Genomic DNA, 14,768 nt, shown 5'->3' with positions numbered 1-14,768 from the left:
TAACAGGTAGGTGTAGGTTGTATTTACGCATACAAAAAAGACTCAAAAAATTTCTTGATCACCAGCAAGGTGACGCACTTTGTGACGGATTAAAAGGTATTGAAAAAGAAAGTTTGCGCGTAACCCCTGAAGGGAACATAGCTCAAAGCCCACATCCTACTGGCCTTGGATCTGCCTTAACAAACCCTTACATCACCACTGATTATTCAGAGGCATTGCTCGAATTTATCACCCCACCTTTTAGCAAGACGACCGATACCTTAAACTTTATGGAGGCCGTACATTCCTATACTTACCAACACCTTGGTAATGAAATGTTATGGGGTACCAGCATGCCGTGTATTGTTGATGGAGACATGAGTATTCCTATTGCCAATTATGGCTCATCCAATATTGGCCAAATGAAACATATTTATCGAATTGGTTTATGGCACCGTTATGGCCGAAGCATGCAAGCCATCGCAGGCATACACTTTAACTACTCTCTGCCAGAGAAGTTTTGGCCCATTTACCAATCTTTAGAGCAAGACACGCGGCCTAGGCAAGATTTCATTTCGCAGTCATATATGGATATGGCACGAAACCTACACCGATACGGCTGGTTAATTTTATACCTATTCGGCGCGTCACCTGCTATTTGTAAATCGTTCGTTAAAGGTCAAGAACACGACGATTTCGAAGAGTTTGATGCCGGCACACTGTACAAACCTTATTGCACCTCTCTTAGAATGAGCGATATTGGCTATAAAAATGACAGTCAATCGAACATCAACATTTCATACAACAGCCTTGACAAGTATGTCGCTCGACTAATAGCTGCTACGCAAACGCCTTTTGCTGAATACGAGGCCTTTGGCGTTAAAGACGCTAATGGACAATACCAGCAACTTAATACCAATATTTTGCAAATTGAGAATGAGTACTACAGCAACGTTCGCCCTAAACAAATTACTCGCTCAGGGGAAAGCCCTAGTCAAGCGTTAAAAAAGCGCGGTATACGTTATGTTGAACTTCGTTCAGTGGACTTAAACCCATTTGACCCTGCCGGCATTAATGAACAACAGTTACACTTTTTAGAAGCCTTTATGATCTTTTGCTTATTGGCTGACAGCCCTTCCCTTTCATCAGAGGATAAAGCTTGCGTAGATAAAAACTTAACCTTAGTCGCCTCTGCTGGTCGACAGCCAGGATTAAAGTTACGCCGTAATGGTGACAGCATCAGCTTAAAAGATTGGGGATTAGAAATTTGCCAAGAAATGACTCTGCTTTGTGAGACGCTTGATGCCGATGATAAAACCAAACCATACAGCAATTCACTCGCCGCACAGATCGCTAAATTGAATGATGTGGAACTTACCCCTTCTGCAAAAATACTCAAGGCCATGAAAGAGCAAGAACTTCCATTTTTTAAATTTGCAATGAAACAGGTCAAGAAACATCATACCTTCTTCAATCAGCACAGCATCAACAATGAGCAACAGCAGTGTTTTGAAAAAGCAAGGCAACAGTCTATCGACGAACAACGAGAGATAGAAAGCAGTGATACAATCGAATTTGATGAGTTTTTAGAACGCTATTTAGCGCAAACTAAAAATGTTTAGTTATTTTATCTAATATCAACACACCATTACTTCTATTCATATCTCATTTTAGAATTTTTGAAATAGATGATTCTTGCTACACTGACAGCTAGCCATTTACTAGAGCCTTAATATGAACATCCAAACACTCCAAAGCCAACTGGACAATAAGCAACCACGAGACATTCTTAAAACCATTTACACGCAGCTAGATGACCTCGCTATTTCATTCAGTGGTGCCGAAGATGTAATATTGATTGATATGGCATGCAAACTTGGATTAAAACCAAATGTCTTCACCTTAGATACCGGACGACTTCACCCTGAGACATACCAGTTCATCCAAACAGTGATGGACCATTATAAAATTAAAATTACCGTTTTATCCCCCAACCAAGATGCTTTACAAGCTTTAACCCACGAAAAAGGCTTATACAGCTTTTACCAAGATGGCCATAAAGAATGTTGCGGCATTAGGAAAGTTCAGCCATTAAAGCAGCATTTAACGGCTTATTCTGGCTGGATAACAGGCCAACGACGTGACCAAAGTAAAGCCACTCGTGATAGCCTTAATATTGCTGAAATTGACACTGCTTTTAGCGGCAAAAACACGGAACTGCTAAAGTTTAACCCCTTGTGTCATTGGACTTCAGAACAGGTCTGGTCGTATATACGTGCTCTGGAAGTCCCGTTTAACCCGTTACATAACCAAGGGTTTATTAGTATTGGTTGTGAACCTTGTACAAGGGCCACCTTACCGCACCAAGATCCTAGAGAGGGGCGATGGTGGTGGGAAGCTGCAGAGAGTAAAGAATGCGGATTACACTCAAGTTTAAGCAAACCTCGCTAGAAAGTTATTGCCCCTTAGAAATGAGGTAAACTTACTCCCTCAAATAGCTTATCAATAGCCGATTGCTCCTTAAGTTCCATCGCTTGATTGATGACTGCTTGTGTTAGATGCGGCGCAAATAAATGTATAAACTCATACATATAGCCACGTAAGAAGGTATCTTTACGGATACCTATTTTAGTGATACTGGTGCCAAAAAGATGTCCAGCATCTAATGCCACCAGATCATTATCTACTTGTTCGTCATAGGCCATCCGCGCAACAATCCCTACCCCAAGTCCAAGCCTGACATATGTCTTAATGACATCCGCATCTACCGCTGTTAAAGCAATATCTGGACTTAAACCTTGTGCTTTAAATGCATCATCTAATTTAGATCGCCCAGTAAAGCCAAACACATAAGTTATCAGCGGGTGTAGCGCAACATCAATAAGGCTTAGCCGATCAATTTTAGTTAACGCATGGCCCTTCGGAACCAATATGCACCGTTCCCAAGAATAACAAGGCATCATGACTAAGTTATCAAATAACTCTAAAGCCTCCGTTGCAATGGCAAGATCCACTTTCCCTTGCGATACCATTTCAGAAATTTGTACCGGCGTACCTTGTTGAATATCTAAGCTAACATCTGGCATTTCTTGCATAAATGTTTTGATGATAGACGGTAAAGCATAACGTGCTTGAGTATGTGTTGTTGCAATCGATAGCAAGCCCTTTGTTTGATCTTTATATTCTTTAGCAATATTTTTAATATTCTCTGCCTTCATTAACATTTCGCCCGCTATGCTAATAATTTTTTTTCCGGCCGGCGTCATGTCAGTTAAATGCTTGCCATTACGAGTGAAAATGGGAATACCTAACTCATCTTCTAAAATACGAATTTGTTTACTTATACCCGGTTGCGAGGTATAAATTGTTTCAGCTGTCGCTGACACATTAAGATTGTTTTTTGAAACTTCCCAGATATAACGGAGTTGTTGTAACTTCATAGATTAATATTCTTTTGTTATAAATATAGAAATATATATTCCTTTTTATTATAAGAGAATTGATTTATATTACAAGGTTATATTAATAGCTCGGTTTCTCCCATTGGATTACTTATATATATTAGCAGGCGCAGCTGTAGGCTTCGTGATTGGCCTAACGGGTGTAGGTGGTGGTTCTTTGATGACCCCTCTACTTGTTCTTGGCTTCAACGTTCAACCAGCGATTGCTGTTGGCACAGACCTTTTATACGCAGCCATTACAAAAGCAAGCGGCATTTGGTCACATCAAAAACTTAAAAATATTGACTGGATGATTGTAAAAAATCTATGCCTAGGTAGCATCCCAGGCTCAATATCTTGCATATACATCATCCAATACTTTAATTTATCAGCAGAAGCATTTGAAAGCATTATATCGATTAGTCTAGGCATTATGCTAATCTTGACCTCAGCAGTTATAGTTTTTAAAGACAATATAGCAAGGCACTTCAAAAAACCTGCTGACTACACGCCAAGCCCATTTATTATTATCTGCTTAGGCCTTGTGCTAGGCATACTGGTCACCTTATCGTCAGTTGGGGCAGGTGCTATTGGTGGTGCGCTTTTATTACTCCTCTACCCTCGTTTAAGAACCAGAACCATAGTAGGCACCGACATAGCACATGCTGTACCGCTAACTGCAGTAGCAGGCCTAGGACATTTTCAATTAGGGCATATAGATTTCCAATTATTAATCAGTTTGATCATTGGCTCATTGCCAGCAATCTATCTAGGCACTATGGTCGGTGAAAAACTGCCTGAGAAAACATTAAAATATATCGTCGCAACCATTTTATTACTAATTGGCATTAAGTTTGCGATTTAACACGGCAATTAAATCACAGTACATTCAATTTTATGTGAGCTAGATTCTCAAATTGAATATAATAACAACAGAAACAAACCAACAAGGATTATAAAATGACATTCGTAGTAACCGAATCATGTATCAAATGTAAATACACCGATTGTGTAGATGTATGCCCAGTAGATTGCTTTCATGAAGGGCCAAACTTCCTAGTCATCGACCCAGATGAGTGTATTGATTGCACACTATGCGAACCTGAGTGCCCTGTAGAAGCCATTTATTCAGAAGATGAATTACCCGAAGGGCAAGAAGAATTTATTCAAATTAACGCCGACCTATCCCAAACTTGGCCTGTTATCACTGATGTAAAAGATGCACCTGAAGATGCAGATGAGTGGGCAAACAAAGAAAACAAATTAGACTATTTAGAAAGATAAATAAAACACTTAAGCATAAAAAAACCGGGCTTAGCCCGGTTTTTTTATGCTTATCAAGCAGATCAAGATTCGATAATTTCTTCCGAACCAGATTCCACATCACGATCGACTAATTCAACATACGCCATAGGCGCAGCATCACCAGCTCTGAATCCACATTTAAGAATTCGTAGATAACCACCAGGGCGATCTTTATAACGAGGAGCTAGATCATTAAACAGTTTCGTAACACTGTCTCTATCTCTTAACCGTGCAAAAACTAAACGTCTTTTAGCAACAGTATCTTCCTTAGATGAAGTAATAAGAGGTTCAATGAAACGACGAAGCTCTTTGGCTTTAGGTAATGTTGTACGAATAACCTCATGACCGATGAGAGAGTTAGCCATATTTTTAAACATTGCTTTACGGTGGCTGCTATTACGATTAAGTTGCCTACCTGATTTACGATGACGCATAGTTAAATCCTTAAATTAAATTGAACCTACAGCTCTATCACTAGTAATTAAACTAGATGGTGGCCAGTTTTCAAGACGAATACCTAAAGACATGCCCTTTGAAGCAAGAACATCCTTAATTTCTGTTAATGATTTTTTACCAAGATTTGGCGCTTTTAATAATTCAACTTCAGTACGTTGAATTAAGTCACCAATGTAGAAAATTTGTTCAGCTTTCAAACAATTTGCTGATCGAACCGTCAGTTCTAGATCGTCAACAGGACGTAATAGAATAGGATCGAACTCAGGTTCTTTAGGTTCCTCAGGAACTTCTACAATGTCTTTAAGGTCAACAAAAACAGCAATATGATGATGTAGAATCGTTGCAGCAGCTCTAATCGTTTCTTCAGGATCAGTCGTACCATTTGTTTCAAGCTCAATAATAAGCTTATCAAGGTTAGTACGTTGCTCAACGCGAGCTGTATCTACATTATAAGAGATGCGCTTAATAGGGCTAAAAGAAGCATCTAATAAAAGCGTACCAATCGGCAAATCTTCATCATCTTGTTTACGTGAAGCGGCAGTCTGATAACCTGAACCCCGTTCAACTTTAATTGACATGGAAAGCTTACCATTAGCAGTTAAATTGGCGATAACAAGTTCTGGATTCGCTATTTCAACATCATGATCAATTTGAATGTCAGCAGCAGTAACTTGACCTTCTCCAGATTTTTCGATTGTCAAATAGGCTTCATCTTTTGCATTAAGATTAACCGCAAGATTTTTAAGATTCAACATGATATCAATAACATCTTCTTGGACGCCATCGATTGTTGTGTACTCGTGTAAAACACCGTCAATTTTAATTTCGGTCACTGCGCAACCTGAAATTGAAGATAAAAGAACACGTCTTAAAGCATTACCTAAAGTGTGACCATATCCGCGTTCCATTGGTTCTATGGTAACTTTAGAACATGTAGGAGATATAGATTGAACTCCTGTAACCTTAGGCTGTAAAAAACCTGAAAGTAAATTTTGCATTATATTTCCTCTTTAAAGATTACTTAGAGTACAGCTCAACAACAAGATGTTCATTGATTTCTGCAGGTAAGTCAGAACGTTCAGGTTTGACTTTGAAAATACCTTGCATTTTTTTAATATCAAGCTCTATCCACTCAGGCACACCACGTTGCTCAACAAATTCAAGAGCAGATTTGATACGGTTTTGGTTCTTTGAGCTTTCCATTACTTCGATAACATCTTCAGATTTAACCTGAAACGAAGGAATATTCACACGAACACCATTAACAACAATTCCGTTATGTCTAACAAGCTGTCTTGCTTCAGAGCGTGAAGCAGCAAAGCCCATTCTGTAAACGACATTATCAAGACGGCATTCTAACAATTGCAATAAGTTTTCACCGGTAGAGCCTTTAATACGGGCTGCTTCAGCATAATAACCACGGAATTGTTTTTCAAGTACGCCATAAATACGACGTAGTTTTTGTTTTTCGCGAAGCTGTAATGCATAGTCTGACAAACGAGTACGACGTTGCCCGTGTTGACCAGGAGGGTATGCTCTTTTTTCCATTGCACATTTAGCTGTGTAGCATTTTTCGCCTTTCAAGAAAAGCTTCTCGCCTTCACGACGACATAAACGACATTTTGAATCAGTATATTTAGCCATAATAATTTCCTAGTTATACACGTCGTTTCTTTGGCGGACGACAGCCATTATGTGGAATAGGTGTTACATCTTCAATAAAAGTAATATTAAAACCAATATTGTTTAATGCACGTACTGCAGATTCACGACCAGGACCTGGACCTTTAATCTTAACTTCAAGATTTTTCATTCCAAAATCTTTCGCAACTTCACCAGCACGTTCTGCAGCAACTTGAGCTGCAAAAGGTGTACTTTTACGTGAACCTCTAAATCCAGATCCACCAGCAGTTGCCCAAGATAGTGCATTGCCTTTACGGTCTGTTATGGTAACGATCGTGTTATTAAATGTAGCATGTACATGGACAATTCCATCAACTACATTTTTTTTAACTTTCTTCTTACTACGACTTGGTTTAGCCATACTTCAAATATCCTTTAATTGAATCTTACTTTCTAATTGGTTTCCGAGGGCCCTTGCGGGTTCTAGCGTTTGTTTTAGTACGTTGGCCTCGAACAGGTAAACTTCTACGATGACGGATTCCACGGAAGCAACCCAAATCTAGTAAGCGTTTAATATTCATAGAAACTTCACGACGTAAATCGCCTTCTATTAAATATTTTCCGACTTCTTCACGTATCAGTTCTAATTGATCTTCAGATAGTTCGCGAACTTTAGTTGTTGTATCAATTCCAGCTGCAGCACAAATAGCTTTTGATCTAGTAAGACCAACGCCATATATAGATGTCAGTGAAATAACAATGTGCTTATTATCAGGTATATTAATACCAGCGATACGTGCCATTAATTCTCTCCGTTATTTTGGCCAGTAGAAAACCGGCAATTTTAATCTTTATTTCGAATAACTACAAGCTTAAATATTAGCCTTGACGTTGCTTATGTCGCCCATCTTTACAGATAATGCGTATTACTCTATTACGACGAACAACTTTACAATTGCGACAAATTTTCTTTACTGATGCTCTTACTTTCATAATTTACTCCTACTAACCTTAACTTATTTGTTTTTAAGGTTCGCTTTTTTCATTAAACCTTCATATTGCTGTGACATAAGGTGACTTTGCATTTGCGCAATGAAATCCATGACAACAACAACGATAATTAACAATGATGTTCCACCAAAATAAAACGGCACATTCCAATAAACAATCAAAAACTCAGGTAACAAACAAACAGCCGTAATATACATAGCACCAAGCAACGTTAATTTTGTAATAACCGCATCTATATATTTAGTTGTTTGCTCACCAGGCCGGATACCAGGAATAAAAGCACCTGATTTTTTAAGGTTATCCGACGTATCTCTTGAATTAAATACTAATGCAGTATAGAAAAAACAAAAGAATATAATCGCTGCTGCATAAAGCAACACATAAATTGGCTGGCCCGGAGATAACATACTAGATACATCTTGCAACCACCCCATTCCTTCACTGTTACCAAACCAACCTGCAATAGTTGAAGGAAATAAAATTATACTTGAAGCGAAAATGGGTGGGATCACACCCGCCATATTAAGCTTCAACGGTAAAAAACTAGACTGACCCGCCATCATTTTATTACCTTGCTGACGTTTAGCGTAATTTATAGTGATTCTTCGCTGAGCACGTTCAACAAAAATCACAAATGCCGTCACAGCAACAGCTATAAAGAACAGCATAATAACCATAAATGCGTTCATTTCGCCTGTTCTAACTAATTCGAGTGTACCACCAATAGCACTCGGTAATCCTGCAACAATACCACCAAAAATGATAATTGATATACCGTTACCAATTCCACGTTCAGTAACTTGCTCCCCTAACCACATAAGAAACATCGTCCCACTGACAAGTGTAACTACTGCGGTAAACATAAAAGCAAAACCTGGATTAAATACCACCGGTAAGCCGCCAGCAGATTGCCCTTGAATTGCTGTAGCAACACCAAACGCTTGAAACGTTGCAAGTACTACCGTGAAATAACGTGTATATTGAGTTATTTTACGTTTTCCAGATTCACCTTCTTTTTTAAGTTGCTCAAATTTTGGAACAACAGACGTCATTAACTGGATAATAATAGACGCAGAAATATACGGCATTATTCCAAGCGCAAAAATACTCAGTCTTTTGAGCGCACCACCTGAGAACATGTTAAACATATCAAGAATAGTTCCAGCTTGTTGCTCGAACATTAATGATAGTGCCTTAGGGTCAATTCCAGGAACTGGCACATGCGCGCCAATACGAAACACAAACAAAGCACCAAGAACGAAAAACAATCGTTTTCGTAGTTCAGGTAATTTGCTTAACCCGCCAGTTGCGCCTGAGGCTGATGAACCAAGTACAGACATTGATTAAGCTAAACTGCCGCCAGCTGCTTCGATTGCCTTAACGGCACCAGCAGTTGCAGAAATTCCTTGTAATTTTACCGCTGAAGTCAATTCACCAGATGAAATAATTTTAACTTTTTTAGTAAAAACAGGAACAATATTAGCGGCGATCAATGATTCAATTGTAACAATCTCATCATTTAAGTTATTTAACTCATGCAACCTAACTTCTGCTGTTAATTTCTTTTTAGCAGAGGTAAATCCAATTTTAGGAAGCCTACGCTGTATTGGCATTTGACCACCTTCAAAACCGATTTTAGGCATTCCACCTGATCGTGATTTTTGACCTTTATGACCACGACCACAAGTTTTACCTGATCCAGAGCCGATACCACGGCCAACGCGTTTTGCAGGTTTTGTACTACCAGCAGCTGGTTTAATTGTATTTAGTAACATTTTAAATCTCTTCTACGTTAAGCATGTAATGAATTTTATTGATCATGCCTCGATTTTCAGGTGTATCAATAACTTCAACTGATTGATTGATTTTGCGTAAGCCTAAACCAGCAACACATGCTTTATGTGATGCTAATCGACCATTCTTACTACGAATCATTGTTACTTTGATTTTCTTTTCACTCATTATTATTACCCGATGATATCAGCGACTGATTTTCCACGTTTCATAGCAACTTGTTCAGCATTCGTCATATCAGATAAACCTTTAATAGTTGCTCTAACAACGTTAGCAGGATTGTTACTTCCAACACATTTTGCAAGCACATCATGCACACCAACAACTTCAAATACAGCACGCATTGCGCCACCAGCAATAATACCAGTACCATCAGAAGCCGGTTTCATAAAGACTTCTGCAGCGCCATATTTAGCAGTAATTGGATATTGCAATGTATGCTCACTTAAATTAACTGTAACCATATTTTTGCGTGCTTGTTCCATCGCCTTTTGTATAGCTACAGGAACCTCACGTGCTTTGCTAATACCAAAACCAACACGACCGTTACCGTCACCTACAACAGCAAGTGCAGAGAACCTAAATTGACGTCCACCTTTAACTACTTTAGAAATTCTTCTAACGGTAATTAATTTTTCTTGTAAATCGTCTTGTTGATTATTTTGTCCAGGTTGTGATGCCATAATTGCCTCTAAAATTCCAATCCATTTTCACGTGCAGCGTCAGCTAGAGCTTTAACGCGGCCATGATATTTATATCCAGAACGATCAAAAGCAACTTCTTTTATACCTGCTTCTACGGCACGTTCAGCAATAGTTTTACCAACTACGCTGGCTGCTTCAATATTTCCACAATTTTTTACTGATGATTTAATATCACTTAATAGTGTAGATGCGGAAACAAGCACCTTAGATCCATCAGCAGTCATTACTTGTGCGTATATATGACGTGGTGAACGGTGCACGCTTAAACGTGCTTTTCCACTTTCTTTAATACGTGACCTTGTTTTGGTTGCTCTACGCAAACGTGAAGTTTTCTTATTCATTATTCCGCCTATTTCTTCTTAGCTTCTTTCATAACAACGTGCTCACCAACATACCTAATACCTTTACCTTTGTATGGTTCTGGCGAACGATATGCACGAATATTAGCAGCAACTTGACCAACTAATTGTTTATCACAACCCTTGATAACAATTTCAGTTTGAGAAGGTGTTTCAATCGTAATACCTTCTGGAATATCATATTCAACAGGGTGAGAAAAACCTAAGGTTAAGTTAAGAGTTTTTCCTTTAACCTGTGTTCTGTAACCAACACCACGTAATTCTAATTTCTTTTCAAACCCATCAGTTACGCCAACGACCATATTGTTAACAAGCGCTCGTTGAGTACCGGTTAATGCGATAGAACCTTTCACTTTATTATTTGCTTTAAAGGAAAGAACGTTATCGTTAACATCAATATCAACACACTTAAACAATTCACAGCTAAGCTCGCCATTTTTACCTTTAACAGATAAGTGACCGTTAGCATTGTTGAACTCTACACCTGCAGGCAATACAACTGGATTATTCGCAATTCTTGACATAATAAAACCTAACCTAACTTACGTAACAAAGAACTTCACCACCATGACCTTCAGCTCTCGCTGTACGATCAGCTAACAAGCCTTTAGATGTAGAAATAATAGCCACACCTAAACCACCCTTAACTTTAGGAAGTTCATCTTTTGATTTATAAATACGTAAACCAGGTTTGCTGACACGGTCGATTGTCTCAATAACTGGTTTACCTTGAAAATATTTCAACGTAATCTCTAACTCAGGCTTACTTTTTGAGTCTTCGATTTTAGTCGAACCACTTACAAAACCTTCTTGTTCTAAAATGTTAGCTAATGCTTGTTTTTTAGTAGAAAAGGGCATTCTAACTACAGCTTTTTCAGCAGACTGCGCATTACGAATGCGAGTTAACATATCTGCAATTGGATCACTCATACTCATTTTAATACTCCTTCTTTACCAGCTAGCTTTAGATAAGCCCGGTACATCACCGCGCATCGTAGCTTCACGTAACTTGTTACGTCCAAGACCAAACTTTCTATAGTAGCCATGTGGTCGACCGGTCATATTACAACGGTTACGAACACGAGACGCACTTGAATCACGAGGTAAAGACACTAATTTTGTTTGTGCCTCTGTTACTTGTTCAAAAGTAGACTTAGGGTTTCTAATAATTTCTTTAAGCGCTGCTCTTTTGGCAGCATATTTAGCCACTAAACGAATTCGTTTATTTTCTCTAGCTATCATTGATTTCTTAGCCATTTCTTAACCTTGTTGTTTAATGGGAAAATTGAATGCTTTCAATAAAGCACGACCTTGCTCGTCATTCTTAGCACTTGTCGTAATAGCAATATCCAGCCCACGTAGCGTATCAATCTTGTCGTAATCAATTTCAGGGAAGATTATTTGCTCAGTTACACCAAGAGAGTAGTTACCTCGTCCATCAAAAGATTTATCACTTAAGCCACGAAAATCCCTAATTCTAGGAATTGCAATTGAGATAAGTCTCTGAAGAAAATCATACATACGCTCATTTCGTAAAGTGACTTTACAGCCAATTGGCATATCATCCCTTATTTTGAAACCAGCGATTGATTTTTTTGAAATCGTAATAATTGGCTTCTGGCTTGAAATCTTTTCTAGGTCAGAGACAGCATTTTGGATAATTTTTTTATCAGCAACAGCCTCACCAACACCCATATTAAGTGTTATTTTAGTGATCTTAGGCACTTCCATAACAGTCTTAAGATTCAATTCCTTTAATAAAGCAGGAATGATTTCTTTTTTATAGCGTTCTTCTAAATTTGACATAAAATTCTCTATTTCTTAAGCGTCAAGCACTTCATTATTTGATTTGAAGTAACGAACCTTCTTACCATCTTCAAGTACTTTAAAACCAACTCTATCAGCCTTGTTAGTTTGAGCATTATAGATAGCAACATTAGAGACATTGATTGGCATTTGCTTCTCAATAATCCCACCTTCAATACCTTTATTAGGATTAGGTTTTTGATGTTTTTTTACTGAATTAATTCCTTCAACCAAAACTTTTTCATCAGAAACAACAGAAAGAACTAGGCCTTTTTTACCCTTATCTTTCCCTGTTAAAACGATTACTTCATCACCTTTCTTTATTTTATTCATAATTAATTCAATCAGTTAAATCACTTCAGGCGCTAAAGAAATGATTTTCATAAACTTTTCATTTCTTAATTCGCGAGTAACAGGGCCAAATATACGAGTTCCAATTGGTTGCAAGTTTGCATTTAAAAGCACCGCCGCATTACCATCAAAACGAATAGCTGAACCATCTGGACGACGTATTGCTTTTCTTGTTCTAACGACGACTGCATTATGAACATCACCCTTTTTTACTTTGCCACGTGGGATCGCATCTTTAATGCTGACTTTGATGATGTCACCAATTTTAGCATAGCGTTTATGAGAACCACCTAGTACTTTAATACACATAACATTGCGGGCACCGCTGTTGTCTGCCACATCAAGTCTTGTCTGCATCTGAATCATTACTTAACTCCCACTCACTCTATTTAGTTTTTTCAATGATTTCATGAAGTTTCCATGATTTCGACTTTGAAACAGGTCGACAAGAAACTAAAGAAACGATATCGCCTTCAGAGCATTCGTTACTTTCGTCATGAGCATTATATTTAGTTGATCGTTTAATCACCTTGCCATACAAAGGATGTTTAACTTGACGAGTGACTTTTACAGTGATGCTTTTATCACCTTTATTGCTTGTCACAACACCAGATATAGTTCTTAGAGTCTGCTCTTTTGCACTCATTTAGATTCACCTGCTTGATCATTCAAAATAGTTTTAATACGAGCAATATCACCACGTACTTCACCAAATTGATGAACTTGATTTAATTGACCAGTAGCATTTTGCATACGTAAATTAAATTGCTCTTTTCTTAATTCAAGCAATAATTCGTTAAGCTCCTGAACTGTTTTTTCTCTTAATTCTGATGCCTTCATTACATTATTGTCCGTTCAGCAAATTTTGTTTTAAAAGGGAGTTTTGCAGCAGCTAAATCAAAGGCCTCAACTGCTAACTCTTTTGATACACCCTGCAATTCAAATAACATAGTTCCTGGTTTGATTTGCGCAACCCAGAATTCAACACTACCTTTACCCTTACCCATACGTACTTCAAGAGGTTTTTTTGTAATTGGTTTATCTGGGAACACGCGGATCCAAACCTTACCACCACGCTTAATATGACGTGTAATAGTACGACGACCAGCTTCAATTTGACGCGCAGTCATTCTACCGCGTTCAATAGATTTCAAGCCAAATTCACCAAAACTAACACTACTACCACGATGTGCAAGTCCAGTGTTTCTGTTTTTATGTGCTTTTCTAAATTTAGTTTTTTTTGGTTGTAACATATCGCTTACCTATTCTCCCGTCGCTTCCTTATTACCTAAGATTGGTAGGGCAGACTTTTCGTCAAAAACTTCACCTTTGAAGATCCACACTTTGATACCTAAAATACCATATGTAGTTAGTGCTTCAGTAAATCCATAATCAATATCAGCACGAAGTGTATGTAGTGGAACACGTCCTTCTCTGTACCATTCGTTACGAGCAATATCTGCACCGTTCAAACGTCCACTTACTTTAATTTTGATACCTTCAGCACCTAATCGCATGGTGTTAGTAACCGCTCTTTTCATTGCACGTCTGAACATAATTCGACGCTCAAGCTGTTGCGCAACACTTTCAGCTACTAAAAGAGCATCCAGTTCAGGCTTACGAATTTCCTCGACGTTTATCTGGACAGGCACACCCATGATATTACTTACTTCCGCACGTAGCGAATCAACATCACCACCTTTTTTACCAATAACAATACCAGGACGAGCCGTATGTATTGTAATTTGTGCATTACCAGCAGGACGATTAATTTGGATTTTGCTTACAGAAGCTGCCATTAATTTCTTTTTTAAGAAATCACGTGCAATTAAATCTTGTTTTAACATGTCAGGATACGCTTGTGAACTAGCATACCAACGCGAATTCCAATCTTTAACTATACCAAGGCGTATACCAGTTGTATGTACTTTTTGACCCAT

The 14,768-nt window shown here is 38.3% G+C and carries 26 protein-coding genes; 4 read left to right on the top strand and 22 right to left on the bottom strand.

Translation table 11 applies throughout. The features are described from left to right. Positions 1–17 precede the first annotated feature (17 nt). Both gshA and CYCME_RS03800 read left to right on the top strand, forming a co-directional pair. Positions 18–1,601, top strand: a complete 1,584-nt coding sequence (gene gshA, locus CYCME_RS03805) for a glutamate--cysteine ligase (RefSeq protein ID WP_020932182.1) — start codon at positions 18–20, stop codon at positions 1,599–1,601. Positions 1,602–1,713: 112 nt separating this feature from the next. Beyond that, positions 1,714–2,430 (top strand): phosphoadenylyl-sulfate reductase, encoded by a 717-nt coding sequence (locus CYCME_RS03800; RefSeq protein ID WP_015006490.1) that lies wholly within the window; start codon positions 1,714–1,716, stop codon positions 2,428–2,430. 14 nt (positions 2,431–2,444) lie between these two features. Here the strand turns inward: CYCME_RS03800 and cysB are convergent, their stop codons facing one another. Then, positions 2,445–3,419 (bottom strand): HTH-type transcriptional regulator CysB, encoded by a 975-nt coding sequence (gene cysB / locus CYCME_RS03795; RefSeq protein ID WP_020932181.1) that lies wholly within the window; start codon positions 3,417–3,419, stop codon positions 2,445–2,447. A 103-nt stretch (positions 3,420–3,522) separates the two neighbouring features. Between cysB and CYCME_RS03790 the strand changes: the two genes are divergently transcribed. Together CYCME_RS03790 and fdxA are read left to right on the top strand one after the other, a co-directional pair. Beyond that, a complete protein-coding gene (locus tag CYCME_RS03790; protein WP_020932180.1) occupies positions 3,523–4,284 on the top strand; it encodes a sulfite exporter TauE/SafE family protein in 762 nt (253 codons plus the stop codon). 95 nt (positions 4,285–4,379) lie between these two features. Next, entirely contained in the window at positions 4,380–4,703 is a 324-nt protein-coding gene (fdxA, locus tag CYCME_RS03785) for a ferredoxin FdxA (RefSeq protein ID WP_015006493.1), read from the top strand. A 62-nt stretch (positions 4,704–4,765) separates the two neighbouring features. On the opposite strand, the gene rplQ is transcribed toward fdxA, so the two are convergent. From rplQ to rpsC, 21 genes are all read right to left on the bottom strand, one after another. Then, a complete protein-coding gene (gene rplQ / locus CYCME_RS03780) occupies positions 4,766–5,158 on the bottom strand; it encodes a 50S ribosomal protein L17 (RefSeq protein WP_020932179.1) in 393 nt (130 codons plus the stop codon). Between the two features lie 15 nt (positions 5,159–5,173). Further along, entirely contained in the window at positions 5,174–6,178 is a 1,005-nt protein-coding gene (locus tag CYCME_RS03775; RefSeq protein WP_020932178.1) for a DNA-directed RNA polymerase subunit alpha, read from the bottom strand. A 19-nt stretch (positions 6,179–6,197) separates the two neighbouring features. Beyond that, entirely contained in the window at positions 6,198–6,824 is a 627-nt protein-coding gene (gene rpsD / locus CYCME_RS03770; RefSeq protein WP_015006496.1) for a 30S ribosomal protein S4, read from the bottom strand. Positions 6,825–6,837: 13 nt separating this feature from the next. Next, positions 6,838–7,224 (bottom strand): 30S ribosomal protein S11, encoded by a 387-nt coding sequence (gene rpsK / locus CYCME_RS03765; RefSeq protein WP_015006497.1) that lies wholly within the window; start codon positions 7,222–7,224, stop codon positions 6,838–6,840. Between the two features lie 25 nt (positions 7,225–7,249). Beyond that, positions 7,250–7,606 carry a 30S ribosomal protein S13 gene (gene rpsM, locus CYCME_RS03760; protein WP_015006498.1) on the bottom strand — a complete coding sequence of 119 codons (357 nt, stop codon included), beginning with the start codon at positions 7,604–7,606 and terminating at the stop codon, positions 7,250–7,252. Between the two features lie 76 nt (positions 7,607–7,682). Next, positions 7,683–7,796 (bottom strand): 50S ribosomal protein L36, encoded by a 114-nt coding sequence (rpmJ, locus tag CYCME_RS12895; protein ID WP_016389921.1) that lies wholly within the window; start codon positions 7,794–7,796, stop codon positions 7,683–7,685. Positions 7,797–7,819: 23 nt separating this feature from the next. Further along, positions 7,820–9,154, bottom strand: coding sequence for a preprotein translocase subunit SecY (secY, locus tag CYCME_RS03755; RefSeq protein ID WP_015006499.1), 1,335 nt, complete (start codon positions 9,152–9,154; stop codon positions 7,820–7,822). 3 nt (positions 9,155–9,157) lie between these two features. Beyond that, complete coding sequence (rplO, locus tag CYCME_RS03750; RefSeq protein ID WP_015006500.1) at positions 9,158–9,589, bottom strand: 50S ribosomal protein L15; 432 nt, start codon at positions 9,587–9,589, stop codon at positions 9,158–9,160. A gap of 1 nt (position 9,590) precedes the next feature. Next, on the bottom strand, positions 9,591–9,776 hold the full coding sequence (rpmD, locus tag CYCME_RS03745) for a 50S ribosomal protein L30 (RefSeq protein ID WP_015006501.1): 186 nt from the start codon (positions 9,774–9,776) through the stop codon (positions 9,591–9,593). Positions 9,777–9,781: 5 nt separating this feature from the next. Next, positions 9,782–10,291: a 30S ribosomal protein S5 gene (gene rpsE, locus CYCME_RS03740; RefSeq protein ID WP_015006502.1), complete on the bottom strand. Its 510-nt coding sequence runs from the start codon at positions 10,289–10,291 to the stop codon at positions 9,782–9,784. Positions 10,292–10,299: 8 nt separating this feature from the next. Continuing rightward, positions 10,300–10,653, bottom strand: coding sequence for a 50S ribosomal protein L18 (gene rplR, locus CYCME_RS03735; RefSeq protein WP_015006503.1), 354 nt, complete (start codon positions 10,651–10,653; stop codon positions 10,300–10,302). Positions 10,654–10,661: 8 nt separating this feature from the next. Next, positions 10,662–11,195 carry a 50S ribosomal protein L6 gene (gene rplF / locus CYCME_RS03730; RefSeq protein ID WP_015006504.1) on the bottom strand — a complete coding sequence of 178 codons (534 nt, stop codon included), beginning with the start codon at positions 11,193–11,195 and terminating at the stop codon, positions 10,662–10,664. 13 nt (positions 11,196–11,208) lie between these two features. Further along, complete coding sequence (rpsH, locus tag CYCME_RS03725) at positions 11,209–11,607, bottom strand: 30S ribosomal protein S8 (protein ID WP_015006505.1); 399 nt, start codon at positions 11,605–11,607, stop codon at positions 11,209–11,211. A 15-nt stretch (positions 11,608–11,622) separates the two neighbouring features. Further along, complete coding sequence (rpsN, locus tag CYCME_RS03720; protein ID WP_015006506.1) at positions 11,623–11,928, bottom strand: 30S ribosomal protein S14; 306 nt, start codon at positions 11,926–11,928, stop codon at positions 11,623–11,625. Positions 11,929–11,931: 3 nt separating this feature from the next. After that, complete coding sequence (rplE, locus tag CYCME_RS03715; protein ID WP_015006507.1) at positions 11,932–12,477, bottom strand: 50S ribosomal protein L5; 546 nt, start codon at positions 12,475–12,477, stop codon at positions 11,932–11,934. Between the two features lie 15 nt (positions 12,478–12,492). Further along, positions 12,493–12,810 carry a 50S ribosomal protein L24 gene (gene rplX / locus CYCME_RS03710; protein WP_015006508.1) on the bottom strand — a complete coding sequence of 106 codons (318 nt, stop codon included), beginning with the start codon at positions 12,808–12,810 and terminating at the stop codon, positions 12,493–12,495. A 15-nt stretch (positions 12,811–12,825) separates the two neighbouring features. After that, positions 12,826–13,194, bottom strand: coding sequence for a 50S ribosomal protein L14 (gene rplN / locus CYCME_RS03705; protein ID WP_015006509.1), 369 nt, complete (start codon positions 13,192–13,194; stop codon positions 12,826–12,828). A gap of 19 nt (positions 13,195–13,213) precedes the next feature. Beyond that, complete coding sequence (gene rpsQ / locus CYCME_RS03700; protein WP_015006510.1) at positions 13,214–13,474, bottom strand: 30S ribosomal protein S17; 261 nt, start codon at positions 13,472–13,474, stop codon at positions 13,214–13,216. After that, entirely contained in the window at positions 13,471–13,668 is a 198-nt protein-coding gene (gene rpmC / locus CYCME_RS03695; RefSeq protein ID WP_015006511.1) for a 50S ribosomal protein L29, read from the bottom strand. The genes rpsQ and rpmC overlap by 4 nt, the downstream gene beginning before the upstream one ends. Further along, positions 13,668–14,081, bottom strand: a complete 414-nt coding sequence (gene rplP / locus CYCME_RS03690; protein WP_015006512.1) for a 50S ribosomal protein L16 — start codon at positions 14,079–14,081, stop codon at positions 13,668–13,670. Before rplP ends, rpmC begins: the two co-directional genes overlap by 1 nt. 9 nt (positions 14,082–14,090) lie before the next feature. Continuing rightward, positions 14,091–14,768 (bottom strand): 30S ribosomal protein S3, encoded by a 678-nt coding sequence (gene rpsC, locus CYCME_RS03685; protein ID WP_020932177.1) that lies wholly within the window; start codon positions 14,766–14,768, stop codon positions 14,091–14,093.

It is taken from the genome of Cycloclasticus zancles 78-ME (genome assembly GCF_000442595.1).
Lineage (GTDB): Bacteria > Pseudomonadota > Gammaproteobacteria > Methylococcales > Cycloclasticaceae > Cycloclasticus > Cycloclasticus pugetii.
This window is presented reverse-complemented; position numbering and strand designations above follow the sequence as displayed.